Annotated in this window: 23 protein-coding genes; 19 read left to right on the plus strand and 4 right to left on the minus strand. The window is 66.7% G+C overall.

Features of this window, described 5'->3' with window-relative positions:
* The first annotated feature begins 47 nt into the window (after positions 1–47).
* The 7 genes from rplK to AC4AMJ_RS03190 all read left to right on the plus strand — a co-directional run bounded on the left by rplK (position 48) and on the right by AC4AMJ_RS03190 (position 4,914).
* The gene (gene rplK, locus AC4AMJ_RS03160; RefSeq protein WP_489897020.1) at positions 48–482 is read left to right on the plus strand and encodes a 50S ribosomal protein L11; all 435 of its coding nucleotides are present in this window, start codon (positions 48–50) and stop codon (positions 480–482) included.
* Between the two features lie 100 nt (positions 483–582).
* Positions 583–1,296 carry a 50S ribosomal protein L1 gene (gene rplA, locus AC4AMJ_RS03165; protein ID WP_489897019.1) on the plus strand — a complete coding sequence of 238 codons (714 nt, stop codon included), beginning with the start codon at positions 583–585 and terminating at the stop codon, positions 1,294–1,296.
* A gap of 268 nt (positions 1,297–1,564) precedes the next feature.
* A complete protein-coding gene (locus AC4AMJ_RS03170) occupies positions 1,565–2,518 on the plus strand; it encodes an L-lactate dehydrogenase (RefSeq protein ID WP_489897018.1) in 954 nt (317 codons plus the stop codon).
* Positions 2,519–2,666: 148 nt separating this feature from the next.
* Positions 2,667–2,912, plus strand: coding sequence for an excalibur calcium-binding domain-containing protein (locus tag AC4AMJ_RS03175; protein WP_489901026.1), 246 nt, complete (start codon positions 2,667–2,669; stop codon positions 2,910–2,912).
* A gap of 6 nt (positions 2,913–2,918) precedes the next feature.
* Complete coding sequence (locus AC4AMJ_RS03180) at positions 2,919–3,452, plus strand: helix-turn-helix domain-containing protein (protein WP_489917224.1); 534 nt, start codon at positions 2,919–2,921, stop codon at positions 3,450–3,452.
* Positions 3,453–3,501: 49 nt separating this feature from the next.
* Positions 3,502–3,960 (plus strand): VOC family protein, encoded by a 459-nt coding sequence (locus AC4AMJ_RS03185; protein WP_489917225.1) that lies wholly within the window; start codon positions 3,502–3,504, stop codon positions 3,958–3,960.
* Positions 3,961–4,083: 123 nt separating this feature from the next.
* Complete coding sequence (locus AC4AMJ_RS03190) at positions 4,084–4,914, plus strand: DUF2786 domain-containing protein (RefSeq protein WP_489917226.1); 831 nt, start codon at positions 4,084–4,086, stop codon at positions 4,912–4,914.
* A 9-nt stretch (positions 4,915–4,923) separates the two neighbouring features.
* Here the strand turns inward: AC4AMJ_RS03190 and AC4AMJ_RS03195 are convergent, their stop codons facing one another.
* On the minus strand, positions 4,924–5,889 hold the full coding sequence (locus AC4AMJ_RS03195) for a YhjD/YihY/BrkB family envelope integrity protein (protein WP_489917227.1): 966 nt from the start codon (positions 5,887–5,889) through the stop codon (positions 4,924–4,926).
* Positions 5,890–5,933: 44 nt separating this feature from the next.
* Positions 5,934–6,545: a TetR/AcrR family transcriptional regulator gene (locus AC4AMJ_RS03200; protein WP_489917228.1), complete on the minus strand. Its 612-nt coding sequence runs from the start codon at positions 6,543–6,545 to the stop codon at positions 5,934–5,936.
* An 89-nt stretch (positions 6,546–6,634) separates the two neighbouring features.
* On the opposite strand from AC4AMJ_RS03200, the gene AC4AMJ_RS03205 reads away from it, so the two are divergent.
* From AC4AMJ_RS03205 to AC4AMJ_RS03215, 3 genes are read left to right on the plus strand one after another with little or no spacing between them, the layout of a single operon-like run.
* Positions 6,635–7,582, plus strand: a complete 948-nt coding sequence (locus AC4AMJ_RS03205; protein WP_489917229.1) for an ABC transporter ATP-binding protein — start codon at positions 6,635–6,637, stop codon at positions 7,580–7,582.
* Positions 7,579–9,219: an ABC transporter permease gene (locus AC4AMJ_RS03210; protein ID WP_489917230.1), complete on the plus strand. Its 1,641-nt coding sequence runs from the start codon at positions 7,579–7,581 to the stop codon at positions 9,217–9,219. The genes AC4AMJ_RS03205 and AC4AMJ_RS03210 overlap by 4 nt, the downstream gene beginning before the upstream one ends.
* Complete coding sequence (locus tag AC4AMJ_RS03215; RefSeq protein ID WP_489917231.1) at positions 9,216–9,722, plus strand: TIGR04338 family metallohydrolase; 507 nt, start codon at positions 9,216–9,218, stop codon at positions 9,720–9,722. The genes AC4AMJ_RS03210 and AC4AMJ_RS03215 overlap by 4 nt, the downstream gene beginning before the upstream one ends.
* A gap of 912 nt (positions 9,723–10,634) precedes the next feature.
* On the opposite strand, the gene AC4AMJ_RS03220 is transcribed toward AC4AMJ_RS03215, so the two are convergent.
* Both AC4AMJ_RS03220 and AC4AMJ_RS03225 read right to left on the minus strand, forming a co-directional pair.
* Entirely contained in the window at positions 10,635–12,662 is a 2,028-nt protein-coding gene (locus AC4AMJ_RS03220; protein ID WP_489917232.1) for a CocE/NonD family hydrolase, read from the minus strand.
* A 175-nt stretch (positions 12,663–12,837) separates the two neighbouring features.
* Positions 12,838–14,166: a glycoside hydrolase family 76 protein gene (locus AC4AMJ_RS03225; protein ID WP_489918361.1), complete on the minus strand. Its 1,329-nt coding sequence runs from the start codon at positions 14,164–14,166 to the stop codon at positions 12,838–12,840.
* A 356-nt stretch (positions 14,167–14,522) separates the two neighbouring features.
* Between AC4AMJ_RS03225 and rplJ the strand changes: the two genes are divergently transcribed.
* From rplJ to AC4AMJ_RS03270, 9 genes are all read left to right on the plus strand, one after another.
* Positions 14,523–15,047 (plus strand): 50S ribosomal protein L10, encoded by a 525-nt coding sequence (rplJ, locus tag AC4AMJ_RS03230; protein ID WP_489897008.1) that lies wholly within the window; start codon positions 14,523–14,525, stop codon positions 15,045–15,047.
* A gap of 88 nt (positions 15,048–15,135) precedes the next feature.
* Positions 15,136–15,525, plus strand: coding sequence for a 50S ribosomal protein L7/L12 (gene rplL, locus AC4AMJ_RS03235; protein ID WP_164310988.1), 390 nt, complete (start codon positions 15,136–15,138; stop codon positions 15,523–15,525).
* 802 nt (positions 15,526–16,327) lie between these two features.
* Complete coding sequence (locus tag AC4AMJ_RS03240) at positions 16,328–17,542, plus strand: ABC transporter ATP-binding protein (protein ID WP_489917233.1); 1,215 nt, start codon at positions 16,328–16,330, stop codon at positions 17,540–17,542.
* 2 nt (positions 17,543–17,544) lie between these two features.
* Complete coding sequence (locus AC4AMJ_RS03245) at positions 17,545–18,351, plus strand: MlaE family ABC transporter permease (RefSeq protein WP_489897006.1); 807 nt, start codon at positions 17,545–17,547, stop codon at positions 18,349–18,351.
* A gap of 2 nt (positions 18,352–18,353) precedes the next feature.
* Positions 18,354–19,235, plus strand: a complete 882-nt coding sequence (locus AC4AMJ_RS03250; protein WP_489897005.1) for an MlaE family ABC transporter permease — start codon at positions 18,354–18,356, stop codon at positions 19,233–19,235.
* 3 nt (positions 19,236–19,238) lie between these two features.
* Positions 19,239–20,573, plus strand: a complete 1,335-nt coding sequence (locus AC4AMJ_RS03255; RefSeq protein ID WP_489917234.1) for an MCE family protein — start codon at positions 19,239–19,241, stop codon at positions 20,571–20,573.
* On the plus strand, positions 20,570–21,652 hold the full coding sequence (locus AC4AMJ_RS03260) for an MCE family protein (protein ID WP_489897003.1): 1,083 nt from the start codon (positions 20,570–20,572) through the stop codon (positions 21,650–21,652). Before AC4AMJ_RS03255 ends, AC4AMJ_RS03260 begins: the two co-directional genes overlap by 4 nt.
* 18 nt (positions 21,653–21,670) lie before the next feature.
* Complete coding sequence (locus AC4AMJ_RS03265) at positions 21,671–22,750, plus strand: MlaD family protein (protein WP_489918362.1); 1,080 nt, start codon at positions 21,671–21,673, stop codon at positions 22,748–22,750.
* Positions 22,750–24,093 carry an MCE family protein gene (locus AC4AMJ_RS03270; protein WP_489917235.1) on the plus strand — a complete coding sequence of 448 codons (1,344 nt, stop codon included), beginning with the start codon at positions 22,750–22,752 and terminating at the stop codon, positions 24,091–24,093. The genes AC4AMJ_RS03265 and AC4AMJ_RS03270 overlap by 1 nt, the downstream gene beginning before the upstream one ends.
* The last annotated feature ends 6 nt before the right edge of the window (positions 24,094–24,099 follow it).

Raw genomic sequence — 24,099 nt, forward strand, 5'->3', positions numbered from 1 at the left:
GTCTCCAGCGGGCGTGGATCTGCAAGAAAACAACCAAGGAACTAGAGATGCCTCCCAAGAAGAAGAAGCTCGCCGGGATCATCAAGCTCCAGATCCAGGCAGGCGCGGCCAACCCGGCTCCGCCCGTGGGTCCGGCGCTTGGTCAGCACGGCGTGAACATCATGGAGTTCTGCAAGGCGTACAACGCGGCGACCGAGTCGCAGCGTGGCAACGTCATCCCGGTCGAGATCTTCGTGTACGAAGACCGGTCCTTCGACTTCAAGTTGAAGACCCCGCCGGCTGCAAAGCTCCTCCTCAAGGCCGCCGGCCTGCAGAAGGGCTCGGGCGAGCCGCACGTCAAGAAGGTCGGCAAGGTCTCGATGGACCAGGTCCGCGAGATCGCCAAGACCAAGGCCGAAGACCTCAATGCCACCGACATCGACCAGGCCGCGAAGATCATCGCCGGTACTGCACGGTCGATGGGGATCAACGTCGAGGGCTGACCGGTCTGCCGCTGCTTGATCAGCGGAGATCCCGTGGGAGGGCCGGCTCGGCCCACTAACCACTAACCCGAACATTCACTTACGGAGAAAGAACAGAGCAATGGCACAGAAGAGCAAGGCCTATCGCGCCGCCGCGGAACAGGTCGACAAGGACAAGCTGTACAGCCCGCTGGAAGCTGCGCAGCTTGCCAAGGACACGTCGTCGAAGAACACCGACTCGACCGTCGAGGTCGCCATCCGCCTGGGCGTCGACCCGCGCAAGGCCGACCAGATGGTCCGTGGCACCGTCAACCTGCCGAACGGCACCGGTAAGACCGCCCGCGTGATCGTTTTCGCCGCCGGTGACAAGGCCGCCGAGGCCACCGCCGCCGGAGCCGACGAGGTCGGCGCCGAGGATCTCATCGAGAAGATCCAGGGCGGCTGGCTGGAGTTCGACGCCGCGATCGCCACCCCGGATCAGATGGCCAAGGTCGGCCGCATCGCCCGTGTCCTCGGACCGCGTGGCCTGATGCCGAACCCGAAGACCGGCACCGTGACCACCGACGTCACCAAGGCCATCAACGACATCAAGGGCGGCAAGATCAACTTCCGCGTCGACAAGGCAGCGAACCTGCACTTCGTCATCGGCAAGGCATCGTTCGACGTCGAGAAGCTGGCCGAGAACTACGGCGCAGCCTACGACGAGATCATGCGTGCGAAGCCGTCGGCCGCCAAGGGCCGCTACATCAAGAAGGTCACCGTCTCCACCACCACGGGCCCGGGCATCCCGGTCGACCCGCAGGTGAGCCGGAACTTCACCGAGGCGCCGTCCTGAGGAGCGAGGCGATAGCCGAGCGTCACGAAGGGCGCCGCAGGCCTGACGCCGAAGCTGCGTGACGCTTCATCCGCTCCCTGAGGAGCGAGGCGATAGCCGAGCGTCACGAAGGGCGCCGCAGGCCTGAGTCCCTGAGCAGACTCCGGAAACCCCCGACCCGTCATGGGTCGGGGGTTTTCCGCATATGTGGGCGTCTTCCTGCGCGGTCCGTCGCGTTTGTGAATAATCTTGCGCAGAGGCGGATCCACGAGACACAGGCGGTGTTCTGATGGAAGCACGACCGACGAAGTTGGCCATCATAGGCGCGGGGGCGGTCGGCACCGCCGTCGCGTACGCGTCGTTGATCCGTGGTGTGGCGCGGACTATCGCGCTGATGGACATCAACACGGCGAAGGTGACCGCCGAGGTGCTCGACATGTCGCACGGACTCGAATTCGTCCCTCGCACCGACATCATCGGCGACGACGACGTGTCGGTCTGCGCCGACGCCGACGTCGTCGTGTTCACCGCGGGCGCCAAGCAGAAGCCGGGACAGTCGCGGCTCGAATTGGCCGAGGCCACCATCGGATTGACCAAGAAGATCATGCCGGGGGTACTCGAGGTGGCGCCGAACGCCGTCTACATCATGGTCACCAACCCAGTCGACATCGTGACCTACGCGGCGCTGAAATACAGTGGCCTGCCCAGTAATCAGTTGTTCGGGTCCGGGACGGTGCTGGACTCGTCGCGGCTGCGCTTCCTGATCGCGCAGCACTGCGACGTGGCGGTGCAGAATGTGCACGCCTACATCGTCGGCGAGCACGGCGACACCGAGATCCCGCTGTGGAGTTCAGCCACCATCGGCGGTGTCCCACTACTGCATTGGAAGCCGCTGCCGGGCGGTGAGCCCATCGATGCTGCCGCCCGTGAGCGCATTCACCATGAGGTGGTGCACGCGGCGTACAAGATCATCGAGGGCAAGGGCGCGACCAACTATGCGATCGGGCTGGCCGCCACACGCATCGTCGAGGCTGTGCTGAACAACGAACATCGTGTGCTGCCGGTGTCGACGGTCGCCAAGGGGTACGAGGGCCTCGATGACGTGTGCCTGTCGTTGCCGACGATCGTCGACCGACACGGCGCCCAGACGCGGCTGGAGATGCCGATGTCCGAACTGGAGCTGTCCGGGTTGATGTCGTCGGCGGAAACTCTGCGCGGTATGCAGGCGAAGTTCGGGTTGTAGTCGGTCGGGTGTTCAGCGGTCCGTCAATCGGACTATTTCGGAGCACGCGACCGATCGAGCAGCCCGCGGTCGGATACTGTCACTGCATTCATCGAGGAATGTGGGAAGAGGGTTCGACATGCGTCGCTCACGGGTCGTTATCGCAGGAATGATGGCAACGGGGACGATGGTGATCGCGCCGCTGGCCGTCACCGCGCCCGCCGATGCAGCGACCGTCTACCGCAACTGCGACGCACTCAACGCCGACTACCCGCACGGGGTGGGAGAGCCCGGTGCCGTCGACTCGACATCCGGGGACCCGGTCACGAACTTCACCGTCGACCAGGACACCTATGACGCCAACAAGTCCGGCCGCGATCGCGACAAAGACGGAATCGCCTGCGAACAGCATTGATCCGGATTGTTCAGCCCACGTGAGGACGAGAACCGTCGACTGCTGCGGGCGCGCGATGCGATCGACCGCGCCTACGCCGGACCGCTCGACGTCCCCACACTGGCGCGCATCGCGCTGATCTCACCGGCACACTTCACCCGACGGTTCCGCGCCGTGTTCGGTGAGACGCCGCACCGCTATCTACAACGTCGGCGCATCGAGCGGGCATGCACGTTGCTGCGCAACAGCGATCTGCCGGTGACCGACGTCGCGGCGGCCGTGGGCTACGAGAGCCTCGGCACGTTCAGCCGAACGTTCGCCTCGATCATCGGGCGCAATCCGTCGGAGTATCGAGCCGCTGCACTGTCGGGGCGGGTGGCGTCGGGGAAGGTGCCGCCGTGCTTCGTGCGCGAATGGGCCAGGCCGGTATCTGATCGGCCCGCTCGCTGCGCTTCCGGCGCCGGTGGTGATACGGCCCGCTCGCTGCGCTCCCGGCGCCGGTGCTTGATCGGCCCGCTCGCTACGCTCCCGGCGCCGGTGCTTGATCGGCCCCTCGGCTGAGCAGTTTCGGAGAAGCGTCGCGCGGTCCCGCGACCGTATCGTCAGGTGCATGATCAACGGCATCAGCATCCATTCCATCTACGTTCTCGACCAGGACGAGGCGCTCGACTTCTACGTCGGCAAGCTCGGGTTCACCGTCGGCGCCGACGTCGACATGGGCTTCATGCGATGGCTGACGATCACGGCACCTGAACAGCCGGACCGCGAGATCCTGCTCTCGGTGCCCGGCCCGCCGGCGATGTCGGAGGACGCGGCAGCCGCAGTCCGGGATCTGCTGACCCAGGGCGCCCTCGGTACGACGATCCTGTCCACCGACGACTGCCGGACAACCTTTGCGGACCTGTCGGCCAACGGTGTCGAGTTCACGCAGGAACCCGAGGATCAGCCGTACGGCATCGACTGTGCCTTCCGCGACCCGTTCGGCAACCACATCCGGATGACCGAGCGCGCGCCGCAGGATCGCGAGATCACCGACGACGACATCAGTCGGTGGGCCCCCGACAACTGAGCGGCGTGACCGTTCGTCCCCCGGGTATCGCCAAACTCTCCACACGCACGCGGGGGAGCCGGCGAATTCGGGCGGAAGAACAGAAACATGGAACCGATTGGACCGCTGGATAGTCTGAGATATATGCGCGATGACAAGCTGCTCTCCAAGATCTCGGCGCTGCTGCGGCAGGCCGAGGGCACCGACAACCCGCACGAGGCCGAGACGTTCATGCAGGCGGCGCAGCGGTTGGCGACCGCGGCGTCGATCGACCTGGCCGTGGCACGCAGCCACGACCCGAACGGTCGTCAGAAGTCCACGCCGATCTCGCGTCAGATCACCATCGGCGAGGCCGGCAAGCGGGGGTTGAAAACCTACGTTCAGCTGTTCGTCGCGATCGCGCGGGCCAACGACATCACGGTCGATGTGGCAGGCAACTCGACGTTCGTCCTGGCTTACGGTTATGCCGCCGACATCGACACCTGCGAAACCCTCTACACCTCGCTGGTCGTGCAGATGGTCGCAGCCAGCGACGCCTACCTCCGGTCCGGTGCCTACAAAGGTGAGGAGTTCTCCCGCGTCGTCACCCGCGGTTCCGGGTGGAGGGCACGTCGGGTCCTCGAGACCAAGCCGTTGTCGCCGATCACCGCCCGACTCAACTTCCAGTCGGCGTTCGCCGAACGGATCGGCAAACGGTTGAACGAGGCTCGGGAGCAGGCACGGGCCGAGGCGCTCACCGCCGACGCCGACGACGCGCACCGTCCGTCGAGCACCGCGCTGGCATTGCGCAACAAGGAGATCGAGGTCACCGACTTCTACCGCACCGAGTCCAAGGCGCGCGGCACCTGGCGGCCGTCGAGCGCCTCGGCCGGGTACTCGGAGGCGGCACGCAAGGCGGGAGACCGGGCGGGTCGGCGGGCCAAGATCGGTGCCGATCGCGAGTTCGGCACCGCGCGGGGATCGTTGGAGAAGTGAGGCGGGACATCAGGTCTCCGTGGCGGCCTCGTCGACCTGCTTCTCGACATGGAACACGTCCCCGCTGAGGAACTCGCTGGGCCGGACCGGGAAGGGTTGTGGTGTGCCGAGTCGATGACGCAGCCAGGCGCCGATGGCGCCGTCGTCCGACATCAGCGTCTGCACCACGATGGCACAGACCACCACGATCGCGGCATAGAAGAACAGCCAGCTGATGGCGACGAAGATGCCGCCGAGGGTGCCGTAGTGGCGAGTCGTCTCCCCGAGAATCGTCGGCAGGGCAATGCGACTGCCCACCAGCAGGATCGTGATGAACACCCCGGTGACCGCCCCCGCGAACGCCAGCAACCGCATCGGGACCTGCGACGACACCAGCAGCCGCGGCACCACGGTCCACATGATCGTCCAGATCACGAAGGTGGCCATCACCTCCAGCGCAACACCGACACCGCCGTATCCGCCGAAGGTGTGACCGGTGACGGTGATCCCGTGCAGCGAGCTCGACAGTCCTTGAGCGACCACACCGAGCGGTACGGCGAAGATCACCACCACCCAGCGCCACCACCCCGAGATGGGCAGTTTGGTCACGCCCCACACCGACACGTACATCCGTCCGAGCGCCCGCGACAACGAGGTGGCGCCCGCGATCGTCATCAGTGCGCCCAGCACACCGAAAGCGGTGGCCGACTCGGGAGTGGCGTTGGAGACGACGTCGACCTGTTGCGGATCGACGCCCAGCCCGTTGAGCGCCTTGGTGATGAAGGTGTGATCGGGCAGGGCGGTGAGCAGGATGACGATCGGCAGGATCGAGGTGAACGCCTGCGCTGCGAGCGTCATCGCCCGATCGGTGACGTCGTTGACCGCGAGGTCGCGGATGATGCGGATGATGATGTGCGCGCCGGGGATGACACGCGCCCGATCGGCGAGTGCGTTACCGCGCTCGCGCATCCGGGTACCCAACGATGGAGAACTCAACCGGACGCCTCCCTCCCGCGGCCGGTGGTTGCTGCGGCTGCCGGTCAGATCTTAGTGCCGTCCCCGAATCCCTCGGCGAGTACGTCGATGGCCCGGTGCAGCTCGTCGAGGGCCGACCCCTCGCCACCGGCCCGGAACCAGCGATCGATCGCGGCGACCAGTGCGGTGACGATGCAGCGTCCCTGGATCCGGGCGGCGAGATCGTCGTCGGGCAGCGACCTCCCGGCCGCGATCGTCCGACCGATCCCGTCGCCGAGCGCCTCGGCGTATCCGGACACAGCCATGCGCAACTCGCGGCTGGCATCGAGCAGTCGCAGTTTCCGGCGGACGTCGGACATCGCCTCAGGTGTGAACATCTCCGCTGCGGCGTCGAGCGAACGGTGGACGGCCTCGAGCAGCGGGGTGCTCCGGAGGTTCTCGGTCAGTGCGGCGAGCACCACGTCGTCGAGCTCGTCGTACAGCAGGACGTCCTGCTTGCTGCCGAAGTACCGGTACACCGAACGTTCGCCCACCTCGGCGGCCGCCGCGATGTCCGCGATGGTGACGGCGGAGTATCCGCGTTCGTCGAACAGATCCAGGGCCACGCTCTGGATGTGCTGCATCGCCCGTGCACGCTTGCGGGAGCGGAGGTCGGGGAGCTGTGGTTGTGCGGTCATCGGGGTTCCTTCGGCTCTCCGACAAATGTACACTTACTGCCAAGTGGCGGTGACTGCCAAAATGGAATGGCGACGGAAGCGGGGCAGTGGTGGATGACGTCATCGAGGTTTCGGGTTTGACCAAGCGGTTCGGGCGCACCCAGGCGCTGGACGGCCTGGATCTGCGTGTGCGGGCCGGTCGGGTACACGGTTTTCTGGGGCCGAACGGAGCTGGCAAGTCCACGACGATCCGAGTACTGCTCGGACTGATCCGCGCCGACGGGGGTAGTGCCCGGATGTTCAGCGAGGACCCGTGGCGTCGCGCGGTAGCCCTGCACGAGCGGCTGGCCTACGTCCCCGGCGACGTCGCGCTGTGGCCCGACCTGAGCGGTGGTCAGTGCATCGACGTGCTCGCCTCGGCCGGTTCGGGGCTCGACGAGAAACGCCGGTCCGACCTCGTCGACAGGTTCGGCCTCGATGTCACCAAGAAGGCCGACGACTACTCCAAGGGCAACCGCCAGAAGGTGGCCCTGATCGCCGCACTGTCGTCGCGCGCGGACCTGCTGATCCTCGACGAGCCGACCTCCGGGCTCGACCCGCTGATGGAGGAGGCGTTCCAGGAGTCCGTGCGCGAACGCGTCAGCGACGGTGTCACTGTCCTGCTCTCCAGCCACATCCTCTCCGAGGTCGAGACCCTCAGCCACGACGTCACCATCATCCGTGCCGGGAAGACCGTCCGATCCGGTGGGCTCGATGAGCTGCGCCGCGGGTCGCGGATCAAAGTTCATGCCCGCACACGCGGTGTTCCCGACGGGCTCTCGACGATGCCCGGCATCGGCAATCTCGACGTGACCACCGCCGACGGAGGGCACGGCCAGGAGCGCGACGTGCGGTTCGACGCGGCCGACACCGGCCTCGACGACGCCGTGGCCGCACTGGTGGCCGTCGGTATCGACGCCCTCACCGTGCGCCCGCCGAGCCTCGACGAGCTGTTCCTCACCTCGTACGAGGACGCCGGCGAGCCCACTCCCGCCGACGAGAGCATCGGCGCGTCATGACCGCGACCGCCACCGCCCCGACGACCGGGCGGACCGCGGCGACCGTCCGTCGCAGTGCAGGCGTGACGACGATGATCGCGCTCAGACTGCGTACCGGCTGGAAGCCGTACCTCATCTGGATCGCGTCGATCGTCCTCGGCTATCTGGGCACCGTCGCCGCGATCGACTCCACCTACACCACCCCGGAGCAGCTCGCGTCCTACGGAGCGACTTTCGCCGACGACAAGGCGCTCGCCGCCATCAACGGAACACCCTACGGTGCAACGACTCTCGGGGGTGTTGCGGCCAACGAGTTCGCCTTCCTGGCCGCGATCGCGTTCCCGCTGATGGCCACCCACCTGATCGCCCGCGCCACCCGAGGGCCGGAGGAATCCGGACTCCTCGAACTCGTGCGCTCGCGTTGCGTCGCGCGGTGGGCGCCGGCCGTCGCCGCGGTGACCCTGGCGCTGGCGGCCTTCGTGCTGGTGGCGCTCGGAATCTGGTTCAGCCTGCTCGCCTACGGCGTCGACGTCGGTAGCTCGGCGCTGTATGCGTGGTCGCTGGCCGGACTCGGCGCGGTATGGACGGGTATTGCGCTGTGCGCGGCCCAGTGGGTGCGGCGCACCCGCAAGGTGTACACGGCGAGCCTGCTCGTACTGGGAGCCGCCTACGGATTCCGCGCGATCGGCGACGTTCGAGACAACGGCTGGAAGTGGCTGTCGCCGTTGGCGTGGCAGCAGGAGACCCGGCCGTTCGCGTCGGATTCGCGCTGGTGGCCGTTGCTGCTCGCGATCGCGGTCGCGGTGGCCCTGCTCGCGGTCGGGGTGTGGCAGGCGGGTACCCGCGACCTCGGGTCGGGCCTGATGACCAGTCGGCCCGGCAAGGAGCGGGCCGGGCTGATCGCCGGATCGACCATCGGGCGCGCGATCGCCGAGCACCGCGGGTCGGTTATCGGCTGGACCGCCGGGGGACTGGCCGTCGCCATCGTCTTCGGCGCGTTGGTGCATGACGTCAGCGAGGCGTTCGCGGGTAACCCATCGCTCGGCGAGGCGCTGGGCGGTAGCGGTTCGGGTGCCGAGGCGATCGACCTGTATCTGGCGCTGACGATCACCATCCTGGTCCTGATGGCGGGCGGCTTCGTCATCTCAGCGGTGTCGCGACTGCGGGCGGACGAGACGGATGGACGGCTGGAGACGACGCTGGCGCAGCCGATCAGCAGACCGTCGTGGTTCGGAGCCGAGATCCTGGTGATCACCGTGGGCATGCTGATCGTCACCCTCGTCCCGACGCTGGTCCTCGGCCTGGTTGTGGCCCAACAGCTCTCGGACAGCTCGGAGATCGGGCACAACCTGATGGCCGGTGTCGACTACCTGCCGGCCGTGGGAGTTCTCGGTGGGTTCGCGTTGCTGCTGTTCGGCTGGTTGCCGCGGTGGCAGTCGTTGGCATGGCTGCTGCTCGGCTACACGACGGCGATCGCGTTCCTCGGTGGCATCCTCGACATTCCGGACGCGGTGCTGCGGCTCTCGCCGATGTACTCCGTCGGCAACGTCCCACTGGAGTCGGTGTCGGTCACCGGTGTGGTGGTCCTCGCCGTTGTCACGGTCGCGATGGTGGGTGCGTCGATGGTCGGGTTCCGTCGACGAGACATCCCCGGGTGAGGTCGCGCGACACCGGTCGAAGTCAGGTGTACGCCGCCGAACGGCTCGTGCACCGATTGTTCGACCACGCGGGCAGCGGCGTGAACGGACGGACGGTCGAGTTGGCCGGCACGCAGGTCACCCTGCCCTCCGAGGCGCTCTTCGCGTCGGTGGAGTCGGTCGCCGACTATGTGACGCGCGTGCTCGCGATGCCCGGTGTCGCCGACGAGTTCACGCGGGCGGCCACGCCGGTGCGGGTACGCCGACGACGCGGTCATCGATCCGCGGAGTATCACCTCACGGCCGACAGGGCCGAGATCGCGGTACCGACATCGGAGGAGGGCCGCTGGGCGCTACGCGAACTCGTCGTCCTACACGAACTCGCACACCACCTCGACGACTCGGATGACCCGCCGCACGGCCGTGGATTCGTGCACACCCTGATCGACCTGGTCGGGCTGGTCATGGGGGCCGAGACCGCGTTCGTCTATCGGGTGATGTTCGCCGACAGCGGCGTCGGCTGAGCGCCGGAGTTGTGGAGGGGTGTCGTCATCCGGTCGCTGAGAGGCCGGGAGTTTGGGGAGGGCGAAGGCGACCAACCGGTGCCTGAGCAGGGTCGGGGGTTGGGGAGGGCGAACGCCGCCACCCGGTGCGTGAGGAGGGCCGGGGGTTGGGGAGGGTGAAGGCGACCACCCGGTGCCTGAGCAGGGTCGGGGGTTGGGGAGGGTGAAGGCGACCACCCGGTGCCTGAGCAGGGTCGGGGGTTGGGGAGGGCGAAGGCGACCACCCGGTGCCTGAGCAGGGTCGGGGGTTGGGGAGGGCGAACGCCGCCACCCGGTGCGTGAGGAGGGCCGGGGGTTGGGGAGGGAACGCCACCACCGAGTGCGTGAGGAGGTCCGGGAGTTGGGGAGGGAACGCCACCACCCAGTGCGTGAGGAGGTCCGGGAGTTTGAGGAGGGTGAACGCCACCACCCGGTGCCTGAGCAGGGTTGGAGGTTGGGGAGGGTGAAGGCGACCACCCGGTGCCTGAGGAAGGCCGGGGTTGAGGGCGAACGCCACCACCCAGTGCGTGAGGAGGTCCGGGAGTTTGAGGAGGGTGAACGCCACCACCCGGTCCCTGAGGAGCCTCGCGAGGAACGAGCGATGCGTCACGAAGGGCCCTTCGTGACGCATCCTCGCAGGCTCGGAGGCTCCTCAGGGACCGGGTGGTGGGCGCCGCTCGCGGGCTCGGAGGCTCCTCAGGGACCGGATGGTGACGCATCCTCGCGGGCTCGGAGGCTCCTCAGGGACCGGGTGGTGGGCGCCGCTCGCGGGCTCGGAGGCTCCTCAGGGACCGGATGGTGACGCATCCTCGCAGGCTCGGAGGCTGCTCAGGGACCGGGTGTGAGCCCGGATGGGAGCACTCGCAGGCACAACCTCACCGAGGGGCGTTCGCCTCAGAAGTCCCCGCCGGCCAGGAATGTCAGATAGCTCGGATGCCGCGGATCGAGCACGAGCCGCTGCCGTCGACCCCGGGCCTTGATCAGGTCGGGGACCACCGTGAGATATCGCGGGAAGCTGGCCGCGTACACGTCGACCCGCAGGCGATGCCCGGGTTCGAGGACCGCGTCGGTCGGCACGAGGTCCACGTCGATGCGCACCGGCTGGTCGGCCGGCACGGGCAGCTTCCGCTTATGCGACAGGTAGTGGTGGGCCGACAGCAGGCTGCCGTCCGAGGCGTAGGTCGACTGCGAACGGTCCAGCGCCCGATTGGATGCCGACAAAGCGCCGTTGGTGAGCACCGTCGACGTGCCGTCGGGTGCCACATCGTTCACGGTGACCGCCCAGATGGCCTCGTGAGCGGTGGTGGCGACATTCAGCCGCAGGTTCATGGCACCGCTGATCTGGGTGGACGCGGTGACCGGTTCCGTTGTGAACGACAGACCACCTTGCTCCTGGTATCGGGCGTCGACGGTGAAGTTCTGTCCGAATGCCATCGCGGCCCCGGCGGTCACCTGCGTCATGTCCCGTGACGCGGCGCCGCGCACGTCGGGCCGGACGGTCAGCGACGCCTGGTGGTCGACGGGGTGCCGCGTGAGCGTCCCGTCGTGGACGGCATGCTCGGCGGTGCCCGACGACACGTCGCTGAGATAGAGACGCGTCGGTTGCACACCGGGACGCGGGAAGCTCGGGCCCGACGTCCACGATCCGCCCTGCTGGCGCATGGTGACGGGCCCGTAATACTCGACGCCGTTGCGGTGGCCTTTGAGCCAACGGTCGAACCAGGCTCGCTCCAAGACGTCGAGCCGGGGTGGGGAGAACTTGCCGCCGTACCCTGAGCCGACGTCGACGTGATAGCCGTCGCCGACGAGCATCTGCTTGCGGCCCGGCTCCATCTGCAGGCGTTCGTAGATGCCGGTCGCGCTGCGCCCGAAGAGGTCGTGCCAGGCGCCGACGGTGAAGGTGGGGACCTCGATCTGATCGATCAGCGGGTCGCGCTCGTCGAAGTAGGGGTCGTCGAAGATGCGGTCGTCGCGAGCGGTCAGGAAACCCCACAACAGGGACCCGATCTCGGTGGCGGGCGACTTGATGCGGTCGCGCGCCCATCGCAGGGTGTCGCCGCGCAGCAGATCACGGATCGGGCTGGACGGATTGGGTACCCATTTGAGGAGGTTGACCACCGAAAGCCAGGCCGGGATGAATGCCGACGGCATGCCACCGGTGATGTAGATGTCGCGCACGATGTCGTCGCAACCTTCGACGGCGAAGACGGCCTGCAGCGCGGGCGGTCGTTTGTCGGCGGCCTGCAGCGAGTTGATCGCCGAGTACGACCATCCGGCGAGGCCGACGGCCCCGTTGCACCAGTCCTGCTGCGACGCCCAGTCGATGATCTCGACGGAGTCCTCTTGCTCGCGTTTGCCGAGGATCTGCCATTTGCCCTGACTGGCCCCGGTGCCGCGGACGTCGACGATCACCTGGACGTAGCCGCTGCGCACCAGGTTGCGGTTGACGCCGAAAACGTCGAACACGCCGCCGGCCAGTGTCTTGGTGAGGGTGGTGACCCCCTCGAGCCCGGTGCCCGTGCCGTCGATGGACTCCGAGGCCGTGCGCAGCGCCTTCCCGAGAACGGGCGCATGCAGGGTGTGATCGAGGACGTCGACGGCCAGGCGGTTGTACGGGTTGATGTTGACGATGGCGGGGTAGGGCGTCAGGACGGTCTGGCCGAACCGGTTGGCGGGGCGGACCACGGTGGCGCGCAGCCGGACACCGTCGCTCATCGTCAGCACGACGTCGCGGTCGATGGAGACGCGCGGGAAGAGCGGCTTTCCGTCGACCTGTTCACGCCAGCGGATGGCGTCGGCGCCGCCGGTGGGATCACCGAGCGGAAGCGAACCGAAATGCGGCTTGCCAATCCGGACCGACCCACGGCGGGGTTGGGGCTGACCTGCCCCAGAAGGTCCGGCTTGATCCAACCGATACGTCATGGTGCATCACCCTGCCTCTGGCGATGATGCACACCACTATCCCGCGGGCATCATTGCCTGCTACTCGTCCCGGTACCCGCCTTGGTACCGAATGCGAGGTGAGACACACTCCACAGATGTGGTGTCCGTCACCTCGCCGGACGAGGATAACTCAGCGTCTGTATCGGATCGCTAACTAGGGGGCGTCGGTTTCATCATGCTCTCGTAACCGAAGGTCAACGGCGAGGGCCGCTTCCAGCGCCATCCAGGCCGAGAGCTGCACCGACAGGTCGCGCTCCGGGATCTGTGACGATGACACCGCACCGCCCCTGAACTGGGCTTTTCGGCCTGACTCGGTTGGTTTCGTGGCCGGCCGCCGCCAGTCGGGGCCGAAGATCGGCCCGTACTCGGTGTCCAGACGGTGGTTCCACACCGCGTCGGCGCTCGCGGTGACGATGGTGGCCGCCCGGGTGCGCAGATCGTCGGCGCCGTCGAAAGACGGGACGTCGGTGACGATCAACGCCAGATAACGGGCGAGGATCCCGGCGAACAATCCTCCGTCGCCACCCCCGGCGCCGGGGATCACCCCGTGATCGCACAACCGTGTCTCCACCGCGCCCAACAGCCGGTCGAGGCGGTCGGCGTGGACCGCCGAACCGGTGCGGCGCATCAGCTCCACCTCCGTGCCCAGCACCACCCCCTGGCAGTAGGTGTAGATGTCGGTGACCGGTGTGAGTTCGCCCCCGGGACCGGGTTTGACGCCGTCGATCACCAGGTGTGAGTCGTCGGCGATGACGGTCCGGTCCATCCAGTCGGCCATGGCGCTCGCCCGCTCGACGTGGCCGGTGCGGGCGAGCAGGATGGCCGCCGGGCCGTTGGCCGGCGCGTTGAAGAACAGATCCGTCGTCCGCCATGGAATCCCGCCACCGTGCTGCGGCACCCAGGCGTCGAGCATGCGGCCGGTCAAGGTCCGCAGCGCGCGATGGTGGTCGAGGTGCAGGTGTCGGTCGGCGCGTTCGATCGCCAGGCCCAGCCAGGCCATGTCGTCGGAGTAGTCATTGGTCCATCGGCCCAGGTTGCGCAGCCGGATGCCCCGCAGCAGCCGGTCGACCGTGTCCGCTGATGCACTCGTCGACGAACCCGTTTCCGCTGGTGCAGCGGCCGACGAACTCCTGTCCGCTGGTCGAGTAGCCGACGAACTTCCTTCCGCTGGTCGAGTGGTCGACGAACCTCTCTCCGCTGGTGCAGTGGCCGACGAACTGCCTTCCGCTGGTCGAGTAGCCGACGAACGAAGTGAGGAGGCGTATCGAGACCCGGCACCGAGATCACGGTGGATCGCGTGGTCCACCAACAGGTCCACGAAGTGTGCCTGCCACCAGTAGTGCCACCGGCCGAGGTGCCCGGGAAACCGTCCGGTGGGCCACGCGATCGCGGCCAACCGGGTGCCCGGCATGCCGAGCAGGCGGTGCAGATGCCGATCGATCACGGCTGCCGCTGTTGCCGACGCCCGATCGGCGGCGGTCATCGACGCAGGTCCGCCCGACGATGCCCGCTCGGGGGACGATTTGGATGCATCACGCACCGTCCGGTAGCCTCATTCCTTGGTGTGGCGCACATCCGTGTGCCGTATCGGTTCAACCAGAGACCGTCGGTCGTCGGGAGTGATCCCGATCGAAGGTCCGGCCCACGTCATCGAGGTGGCGATGTGGTCGGCGGCCCACGCAGGGAGAACGAGGATTGACCGGCGAGCTTCTACCCGCCTGTTCACGCCCCGTGCCATCTGCGTGCCGGGGCGTTTGTTGTTTTTCGACAACGGATGTTCGCCCCTCTCGGCTCCGGTTGGGCCCGACCCAACTCTAGTGATGAGAGAGGAGGCGAAGTATGGCCAAGTCCGACAAGGTCGCCGCAGTAGCGGAGATCGCCGAGCAGTTCAAGGGATCGACGGCGACGGTCGTCACGGAATACCGTGGCCTGTCCGTCAGCCAGATCACCGAACTGCGTCGTTCGCTCGGTGAGGGCGCAACCTACTCCGTCGCCAAGAACACCCTGGTGAAGCGTGCCGCCGCCGAGGCGGGCGTGGAAGGGCTCGACGAGCTGTTCACCGGTCCGACCGCGATCGCCTTCATCGAAGGCGAGCCGGTGGTGGCCGCGAAGGCGATCAAGACGTTCGCCAAGGACAACAAGGCTCTGGTCATCAAGGGCGGCACCATGGACGGCCGTGCGCTGTCCGTGGCGGAGATCGAACAGATCGCCGACCTGGAGACCCGTGAGGTTCTGTTGGCCAAGCTCGCCGGTGCCATGAAGGGCAACTTGGCAAAGGCTGCCGGTCTGTTCAACCAGCCGGCTTCGCAGGTGGCGCGCCTGGCCGCGGCCCTGCAGGAGAAGAAAACCGAAGCCGGCGAGTAACTCGCGCCGCACAAAGCAATCCCCGACGGGCCAATCCGCACTGGGATGAACCAACCCCCGTACGGGGACTGACAGGAAGGACGCCACCATGGCGAAGCTCACCGCTGACGAGCTCATCGATCAGTTCAAGGAACTGACCCTGCTGGAGCTCAGCGATTTCGTGAAGAAGTTCGAAGAGGTCTTCGAGGTCACCGCGGCCGCTCCGGTCGCCGTTGCCGCTGCCGGTGCTCCGGCTGCCGGTGGCGCCGAGGCCGCTGCTGAGCAGGACGAGTTCGACGTCGTGCTCGAGGGCGCGGGCGACAAGAAGATCCAGGTCATCAAGGTGGTCCGTGAGATCGTCTCCGGCCTGGGCCTGAAGGAAGCCAAGGACCTCGTCGAGGGTGCTCCGAAGCCGATCCTGGAGAAGGTCGACAAGGAAGCCGCCGACGCCGCCAAGGCGAAGCTCGAAGAGGCCGGCGCTTCGGTCTCCGTGAAGTGACGTTCGGTCTCCGACCGAGCATGTAAGACCTTGATGCCCGCTCGCTGAGCGTCAGCGTCACGAAAGGCCCCGAGTCATTGCGACTCGGGGCCTTCTCGCGCTTGCAGGCCGGTCACGCGCCCTTCGTGACACCCCTCCGCTGGCGCTCCGGGGTTCCTCAGGGAGCGGTGGGGTCGCCCCTTTGACTTGGGGCCTGCGGGTTGGGTAAGGGGCGGTGGGGTCGCCCCGTGTGTTTGGGGCCTGCGGGTCGGCAGGGAGCGGTGGCGTCGCGCCCCTTGCGCTGGCGGGTTCGGCAGGGAGCGGTGGGGGCACGTGACACGCCTCCGCTGGCGCTCCGCGGTTCTCCAGCGGGCGGTGGGGTCGCTCGCTGCGTGGGGCATGCGAGATTCCGCAGGGGCGGTAGGGCCGACGCCTCTTGGTGTCCGTGGACATCACCGCAGCGGGCCGCGAGGTGGATTATCCAGTCGACCGGACACCACGGCGATGTGGACGGACATCGGTCGACGGCGCCCGAACCGCGGAGAGGCCACGCGAGCGCGGTCGTCGTCCCGCATGTGATGGCCCGCGCACTTTTCATCGGTGGGTGGGATCGGCTACGCTCATCCCCCGAGCCAAGTTACCGATGGGTAAGGGTGGACGGCGATGACCGCGGGGGGTGCGGGTCGATCGTCCAGCTTCCGGCGATTGACAGGTGTGGGTGCAGGTGGGTGTCCGCTACAGTGACCCCAACCACAAATGTCACCGGTTCGTGTGTGGTCACACCGACCGCCGCAAGGGGGCAGCGAATGTCTGGGAGGATGCCGTGGGTGTAGAGGTCAGTGTTGAGGGGCTCACCAAGTCGTTTGGTTCGCAGAACATCTGGCGTGATGTGACGATGACGCTGCCGACGGGTGAGGTGTCGGCGCTGCTGGGACCGTCCGGTACGGGTAAGTCCGTGTTCCTGAAGACGCTGATCGGCCTGCTGCATCCCGAACAGGGATCGGTGATCATCGACGGTACCGACATCACCAAGTGCTCGGCCAAGGAACTCTACGAGATCCGCAAGCTGTTCGGCGTGCTGTTCCAGGACGGTGCACTGTTCGGGTCGATGAGCCTGTTCGACAACATCGCCTTCCCGCTTCGTGAGCACACGAAGAAGAAGGAAGACGAAGTCCGCGACATCGTCATGGAGAAGATCGACCTGGTCGGTCTGACCGGGGCCGAGGACAAGCTGCCCGGTGAGATCTCCGGCGGTATGCGCAAGCGCGCCGGCCTCGCCCGCGCCCTCGTGCTGGACCCACAGATCATCCTGTGCGACGAGCCGGACTCCGGTCTGGATCCGGTGCGTACCGCCTACATCTCCCAGCTGCTGATCGACATCAACGCGCAGATCGACGCGACGATCCTGATCGTGACGCACAACATCAACATCGCGCGCACCATCCCCGACAACATCGGCATGCTGTTCCGCAAGGAGCTGGTGATGTTCGGCCCGCGTGAGCAGCTGCTCACCTCAGAGCAGCCGGTGGTCAAGCAGTTCCTCTCCGGTGACCGGTTCGGTCCGATCGGTATGTCCGAGGAGAAGGACGAGGCCGTGCAGAAGCAGGAAGAGGCGATGCAGGCCGCGGGTATCGGTGGTGGCGGTACCAAGGACGACTTCTCCGAGATCATCCCGCAGGTGCAACCCAACCCGGGGATGCCCGAGCGCAAGGCCGTCGCTCGGCACCGCGAGCGCGTGCACGAGATGCTGCACACCCTGCCGCCGAACGCCCAGGAAGCGATCCGCCGCAGCATGGAAGAAGAAGACCGGATGCGCGCCGAGGTCGACGCCCACCACGAGGATCAGCAGAACATCGCTGCAGGTGGTGACGGCCGCTCCTCGGACGAGTGGACATCTGCCGGGGACGACTATCCCGGGAGTGACGCACCGACCCAGAGTTGGGCGACTCCGCCGGTGAGCGACGGCTCCGCCGACAGCACCGATACCCAGCCGATCGAAGCCGGCCGGCACCATTCCAACGACGGTCGGAGTCAATAAGAATGGCAAGTGCCACCACGCGTGGCGTTGATCGGATAGCTCGGGCCGGAACAGGTGCACTCGCACAGACCGGCAACATCGTGCAGCTTTTCGTCGATGTCGCGCGGCAGTCTTTTGTGCGCCCGTTCCAATGGCGGGAGTTCATCCAGCAGGCCTGGTTCATCGCGAGCGTGACGATCCTGCCGACCGCCCTGATCGCGATCCCGTTCGGGGCGATCGTGTCGCTGCAGACCGGCTCATTGATCAAGCAGCTCGGCGCCGAGTCGTACACCGGTGCGGCCAGTGTCCTGGTGGTCATCCAGCAGGGTTCACCGCTGGTGACGTCGCTGCTGATCGCCGGCGCCGCCGGGTCGGCGGTCGCCGCCGATCTCGGGTCGCGCACGATCCGTGAGGAGATCGACGCGATGGAGGTACTCGGCATCAACCCGATCCAGCGCCTCGTGGTGCCTCGTGTGCTCGCCATGGTGTTGGTGGCGATGCTGCTGAACGGCCTGGTCGCCGTGGTCGGTATCGGTGGTGGCTACTTCTTCAACGTCATCGTGCAAGGTGGCACGCCCGGCGCGTATCTGGCGTCCTTCGGCGCCCTGGCGCAGTTGCCCGACCTCTATGTCTCGACGCTGAAGGCGGCGATCTTCGGTGTGCTCGCCGGCGTTGTCGCAGCCTACAAGGGCCTCAACCCCAAGGGCGGCCCCAAGGGCGTCGGTGACGCCGTGAACCAGAGCGTGGTCATCACGTTCCTGCTGCTCTTCCTGGCCAACCTGATCATCACTGCGGTGTACCTGCAGATCGTTCCGCCGAAGGGAAGCTAGGCATGGCCGGTGATGAGGGTGGCGTGACGATCGCGAAGTCGCGGCCCGAGTACTACATGTACGAGGCGCGCAAACAGCTGGGCCGACCGCTCAAGGTGCTCGACGGCGCCGGCGAGCAGATGTCGTTCTACGGACGAACGCTGGCGTGGATTCCCAAGACGCTGGTGCACTACACCCGGGAGGTGCTGCGCCTGCTGGCCGAGGTCGCCTTCGGTTCCGGCGGCTTGGCGGTCATCGGCGGCACCGTCGGCGTGATGGTGCTGATGTCCGGGTTCACCGGTGTGGTCGTCGGGCTGCAGGGCTATGCGGCGCTCGATCAGATCGGGTCGCAGGCACTGACCGGCTTCCTCTCGGCGTACGTGAACACCCGTGAGGTGGCGCCGCTGGTGGCGGGTCTGGCGCTGTCGGCGACGGTGGGATGTGGCTTCACCGCGCAGCTGGGCGCCATGCGGATCTCCGAGGAGATCGACGCTCTGGAGTCGATGGCGGTGCCGTCGATCCCATTCCTGGTCAGTACCCGCGTGATCGCCGGGTTCATCGCGGTCATCCCGCTCTACGTGCTCGGTCTGTTGTCGGCGTATCTGGCCTCGCGGGTCATCACCACGGTGTTCAACGGCCAGTCCGGCGGCTCGTACGACCACTACTTCAATCTGTTCCTGCCACCCGCCGACGTGCTCTGGTCGTTCGGGAAGGTCCTGGTCTTCGCCTTCGTGATCATCCTGGTGCACTGCTACTACGGCTACTACGCGACCGGCGGTCCGGCCGGCGTCGGCGTGGCGGTGGGACATGCTGTTCGCGCCGCGCTGGTGCTGATCGCAGTCCTCGACTTCTTCCTCGGACTCGCGATCTGGGGAACCACCACGACGGTTCGAGTGGGAGGCTGATCGATGTCGACGCTGCGTCGCCGACTGTTGGGGCTGGTGTTCTTCCTGGTGGTCGCCCTGTTCTTCACGGTCACCATCATGAAGTTCAACGACAGCTTCACGACGTTCACCGACGTCACCCTCAAGACCGACTCGACCGGCAATGCCTTGCCGCAGAACGCCGACGTCAAGGCGCGCGGCGTCCTCGTCGGTGAGGTGCGCGACGTGGAACCCGCCCCCGACGGCTCCGTCTCGGTCACGCTGGGACTGGACCCGCAGATGGCCGATCAGCTGCCGCAGAACACCACCGCGCGCATCCTGCCGAAGACCCTATTCGGTGAGCGATATGTGGCGCTACAGGTGCCGACCGAGAACCCGGATTCGGCGACGCTGGCCTCCGGCGACACCATCTACACCGACAAGAGCGGCAACGCCGAAGAGCTCCAGGAACTCTTCGACAAACTGCTGCCGGTGCTCAAGGCGATCCCGCCGCAGGACCTCAACGTCACGCTGACGTCGCTGTCGCAGGCGTTGGCGGGTCGTGGCGAGCAGCTCGGCGTCACCGTCGGCGAACTCGACACCATCTTCCGGCGGTTCAACGACAACATGCCGGAGCTGCAGGGCACCCTTCGCGGACTGGCCAGCTTCTCGCAGACGTACTCCGATGCGCTGCCCGACGTCATCGACGCCCTGGACAACTTCCGCACCACGAACCGGACGATCGTCGAGCGCCAGGGGGATCTGCGGACACTCATCGCGACGGTGGGTGTGGCCGCCACCGACACCACCAAGTTCCTGCAACAGAACCGCACCGACCTGATCGACCTCACCGTCGACGCGGAACCGTTCCTGGTCGGACTGGCCAAGCAGTCCCCGACGTTCACGTGCACGTTCCACAACTTCGCGACGTTGATCCCGGAGTCGCGCACCATCGTCGGGCAGGGCACCAAGAATCCCGGCGTGCGCGTCAACCTGACGTTCGTCAACCCGCGCGGCCGGTATCTGCCGAACCAGGACGAACCGCGCTTCCTCGACCTCGACCCACCCGCGGTCTGCTACGAGCCGGCCACCAACGGCCGTCCGTTCCCGCAGTACCCGGGCGGCGGACTCGCCGACGGCTCCTATCAGCCGCCGTCGCGTAACGCCGGCCCACGGACCATGCCGACCCTGCCGCAGCCGCAGTTCGCGGCCACCCCGGTCGGCACCATCCGGGCCAATCCGTTCGACGACCCCGACTACGTGAAGCAACTGAAGGTCATCTACGGCGGCGCCAACGGCACCGATCCCGAGAAGGTGCCCACCTGGGTCACCACGATCGGTGGCGCGTCGCTTCAGGGAGCGCAGGTCACCATCCGATGAAATCTCTCACCGGACCGCTGATCAAATTGATCACCTTCGCGGTGGTCACGGTCCTCGCCACCAGTCTGCTGGCGCTGACCATCGCGAACGCCGGCGGTGACGGCGACAGCGACTACAAGGCCGTCTTCTCCGACGCGGCGCTGCTCAACAAGGGCGACGACGTGCGTATCGCCGGTGTCCGCGTCGGGCAGGTCACCAACGTCGAGGTGTACGACCGCAACCAGGCGATGGTGTCGTTCAACGTCGACCGCGACCATCTACCCGCGGGCACCCAGATCTACATCCGGTACCGCAACCTCACCGGCCTGCGGTATCTCGCGCTGGAGAAGGGCGCCGGTGATCCCGACCAGACCGTGAGTACGGGCTACACCTTCGGCACCGACCCGGACAACCAGGACACCCATCCGGCGGTGAACCTGACCGAGTTGTTCAACGGGTTCAAGCCGCTGTTCCGCGAACTGTCGGCCGCCGACGTCAACACGCTCTCCGAGCAGATCATCAAGATCTTCCAGGGCGAGGGCGGCAACATCTCCCAGCTGATCAGCAGTACGTCGGACCTCACCAACGCCATCGCCGACAAGGACAAGGTGATCGGCGAACTGATCACCAACCTGACCACGGTGCTCGACACCGTCAACCGCAACGACGACCAGTTCACCGCGCTGCTCGACAACACCGAGCAGCTCGTGACCGGCCTGGCCGCGCAACGTGGATCGGTGGGTTCGGCGATCAGCTCGGTCTCCAACCTCACCGCGGTCACCGCGTCGATCCTGCAACCGACCCGACCGGCGATCCAGGGGGACATCGCGGGACTCAAGGCGGTTGCCGACCAGATCAACGCACGTGACGAAGACGTCGCGCAGATCCTGACGAACCTGCCGGTCAAACTGCAGAAGATCGGCCGCGCCGCGACGTTCGGCTCCTGGTTCCAGTTCTATCTGTGCGGCATCGACGTGGTCGCCGGCAACGGCAAGTCGACGCTGCTGACCCAGCCCCTGGTCCCGTTGCCCGACATCAACCATGTGCTCTACACCAGCGCGGCCACCCGTTGCTGGAAAGACGAGAGGCCGGGGGGATGACCTGTGGCTGACGACGACATGAAGCCCGAAGACAACACGTCCGAAGACGACACGAAGAACCCGCCCGCCGAGCACAGCCATCGACGGTTCGCGGGGCGCCGCAGCCCGGTGAGCATCGGCGCGATCGGCATCCTGGTGCTGCTGATGATGGCGGTGTCGGCGTTCTACCTGAACTCGCTGCCGCTCATCGGTGCCGCCGCGCGCTACACCGCGCAGTTCACCGAGGCGGCCGGCCTGAAGCCGGGCGCCGAGGTCCGCGTGGCCGGGGTCAAGGTCGGTGAGGTCGACGGCGTCTCACTCGACGGCGACCATGTCGACGTCAAGTTCCGGGTGACCAACACCTGGATCGGCGATCAGACCCAGGCGTCCATCCAGATCAAAACGATCCTCGGGCAGAAGTACCTGGGGCTCAACCCACGGGGCAGCAAGCCCGCGGACCCCGACGTCCCGCTCACCGACACCGTCTCGCCCTACGACGTCGTCGAGGCGTTCTCCGACGCGACGACGCAGATCGAAGACCTCGACACCACCCAGCTCGCGGATTCGATGAAGACGCTGTCGAATGCCTTCTCCGGCACGGCCGGTGACATCGGCCCGTCGCTGGACGGTCTGAAGCGGCTGTCGGCGACCATCGCCAGCCGTGACCAGGAGGTCCAGCGACTGCTGGCGGCGACCAAGTCGACGTCGAAGATCCTGGCCGATCGCAACCAGGAGTTCGTGCGGCTGATCGCGGGTGCGGGCCAGCTGCTCGACGAACTGAACAACCGCCAGAAGGCCATCTCGACCCTGCTCTCCACCACCACGACCCTGTCGGATTCGCTGTCGGGGATCGTGCACGACAACGAGGAACAGATCGGTCCGGCGCTGCAGGCGGTCCAGCAGGTCAACCAGTTGCTCATCGCGCAGAACCAGAACCTGCGGCAGACGATCACCTATATGGCGCCGTTCTATCGCCTCTACGCCAACGTGCTGGGCAACGGCCGCTGGTTCGAGTCCGTGGTGACCAACCTGCTGCCGCCGGCATTGCCGCAGCAGAACACGACCCGGCCGCCCAACAAGCAGAAGAACCAGAACAACGGTGGAACGGAGGCCGGCTGATGACGACAGCTCCCGACCTCACCGGCACCTCCGGTCCCGGCCGGTGGTTCACGCCGCGGCACATCGTGATGCTGGTGCTCGGTCTCATCATCGCGCTGATCGTGGCCGGTGTGCTGTGGTGGGCGTTCTCGCTGATCGGTACCACCAAGATCACCGCCACGTTTGCACGCAGCGTCGGCATCTACTCCGGCTCCGACGTGCGGGTCCTCGGTGTACCGGTCGGCAAGGTCGACTCGGTCACGCCGGAGGGCGATACCGTCAAGGTCACGATGACGGTCGATCGGGGAGTGGATCTGCCGGCCGATGTGCGCGCCGTGCAGATCATCCCGTCCGTCGTCGCCGACCGCTACGTACAGCTGACCCCCGCCTACAGTGGCGGGGAGAAGGCCCCCGACAACATCACGCTGTCGCTCGAGCAGACGATGGTCCCGGTCGAGGTCGACCAGATCTACGCGAGCGTGCAGAAGCTGTCCGAGGCGCTCGGCCCGGAAGGCGCGAACAAGAACGGCGCCGTGAGCGATCTGGTCACCACCGGCGCCGACAACCTGCGCGGAAACGGTGCCAAGCTGGGCGACGCCATCGAGCAGCTCTCCAAGGCCACCACCACGCTGAGCGATTCGCGCGGCAACATCGTCGACACGATCAAGAACCTGGATGTGTTCGTCGGTGCGCTGCGTGAGAACGATGCACAGGTGCGGCAGTTCAACACCCAGATGGCCTCGTTCAACAGCTTTCTGGCAGGGGAGCGCACCCAGCTGTCGGCCGCGCTGAACAAGCTGTCCGTCGCGCTGGGCGACGTCGCCGGTTTCGTCGAGGACAACCGTGACCTGCTGGGCCAGACCGTCAAGGATCTGGAACCGACGACGCAGGCGTTGCTGGACACCAAGGACCACCTCAAGGAGGTCCTCACCGTCCTGCCGGTCACGATCAGCAACCTCATCAACGCCTACGACGCGGAATCCGGCACGCTGGCGATGCGCTTGACCATCCCGGATCTGCAGGACCTCATCGGCGCGCAGTGCCGTCTGCTCGATCTCGGCAAACTGCTGCCCGGCAACCCCGCCGCGAAGCAGTTCAGCACCACGCTGAGTCCGCTGATCACCCACTGCGAGGACCTGGGCAAGCAGATCACCGACGGCGTCCTCGACCCGCTGTTGCCGGTGCTGCCGTTCGGCATCATGAGCAACAACAAGCTGCAGCGGTATCCGGCACCGGGCACCAGCTCGGGCAACCCGGATCCGGACCTGGAGTCGGGCGCCGAGTCGGCACCGCGAACTCCGAAGAAGCCGACCAAGCCCACTGCCACCCGGCCGTCGGCGCGTCCCGGGGCAGGTGAGAACTGATGACCC

The organism is Gordonia sp. LMA484 (assembly GCF_058129505.1).

Bases quoted from the DNA above. Each gene is read 5' to 3' on its own strand.
- rplK (WP_489897020.1), top strand. From the start codon at position 48: ATGCCTCCCAAGAAGAAGAAGCTCGCCGGGATCATCAAGCTCCAGATC.
- AC4AMJ_RS03210 (WP_489917230.1), top strand. From the start codon at position 7,579: ATGACCGCGACCGCCACCGCCCCGACGACCGGGCGGACCGCGGCGACC.
- AC4AMJ_RS03250 (WP_489897005.1), top strand. From the start codon at position 18,354: ATGGCCGGTGATGAGGGTGGCGTGACGATCGCGAAGTCGCGGCCCGAG.
- AC4AMJ_RS03270 (WP_489917235.1), top strand. From the start codon at position 22,750: ATGACGACAGCTCCCGACCTCACCGGCACCTCCGGTCCCGGCCGGTGG.
- AC4AMJ_RS03175 (WP_489901026.1), top strand. From the start codon at position 2,667: ATGATGGCAACGGGGACGATGGTGATCGCGCCGCTGGCCGTCACCGCG.
- AC4AMJ_RS03255 (WP_489917234.1), top strand. From the start codon at position 19,239: ATGTCGACGCTGCGTCGCCGACTGTTGGGGCTGGTGTTCTTCCTGGTG.
- AC4AMJ_RS03260 (WP_489897003.1), top strand. From the start codon at position 20,570: ATGAAATCTCTCACCGGACCGCTGATCAAATTGATCACCTTCGCGGTG.
- rplJ (WP_489897008.1), top strand. From the start codon at position 14,523: ATGGCCAAGTCCGACAAGGTCGCCGCAGTAGCGGAGATCGCCGAGCAG.
- AC4AMJ_RS03265 (WP_489918362.1), top strand. From the start codon at position 21,671: ATGAAGCCCGAAGACAACACGTCCGAAGACGACACGAAGAACCCGCCC.
- AC4AMJ_RS03225 (WP_489918361.1), bottom strand. From the start codon at position 14,166: ATGACCGCCGCCGATCGGGCGTCGGCAACAGCGGCAGCCGTGATCGAT.
- AC4AMJ_RS03245 (WP_489897006.1), top strand. From the start codon at position 17,545: ATGGCAAGTGCCACCACGCGTGGCGTTGATCGGATAGCTCGGGCCGGA.
- AC4AMJ_RS03220 (WP_489917232.1), bottom strand. From the start codon at position 12,662: ATGACGTATCGGTTGGATCAAGCCGGACCTTCTGGGGCAGGTCAGCCC.
- rplA (WP_489897019.1), top strand. From the start codon at position 583: ATGGCACAGAAGAGCAAGGCCTATCGCGCCGCCGCGGAACAGGTCGAC.
- AC4AMJ_RS03185 (WP_489917225.1), top strand. From the start codon at position 3,502: ATGATCAACGGCATCAGCATCCATTCCATCTACGTTCTCGACCAGGAC.
- rplL (WP_164310988.1), top strand. From the start codon at position 15,136: ATGGCGAAGCTCACCGCTGACGAGCTCATCGATCAGTTCAAGGAACTG.
- AC4AMJ_RS03190 (WP_489917226.1), top strand. From the start codon at position 4,084: ATGCGCGATGACAAGCTGCTCTCCAAGATCTCGGCGCTGCTGCGGCAG.
- AC4AMJ_RS03170 (WP_489897018.1), top strand. From the start codon at position 1,565: ATGGAAGCACGACCGACGAAGTTGGCCATCATAGGCGCGGGGGCGGTC.
- AC4AMJ_RS03200 (WP_489917228.1), bottom strand. From the start codon at position 6,545: ATGACCGCACAACCACAGCTCCCCGACCTCCGCTCCCGCAAGCGTGCA.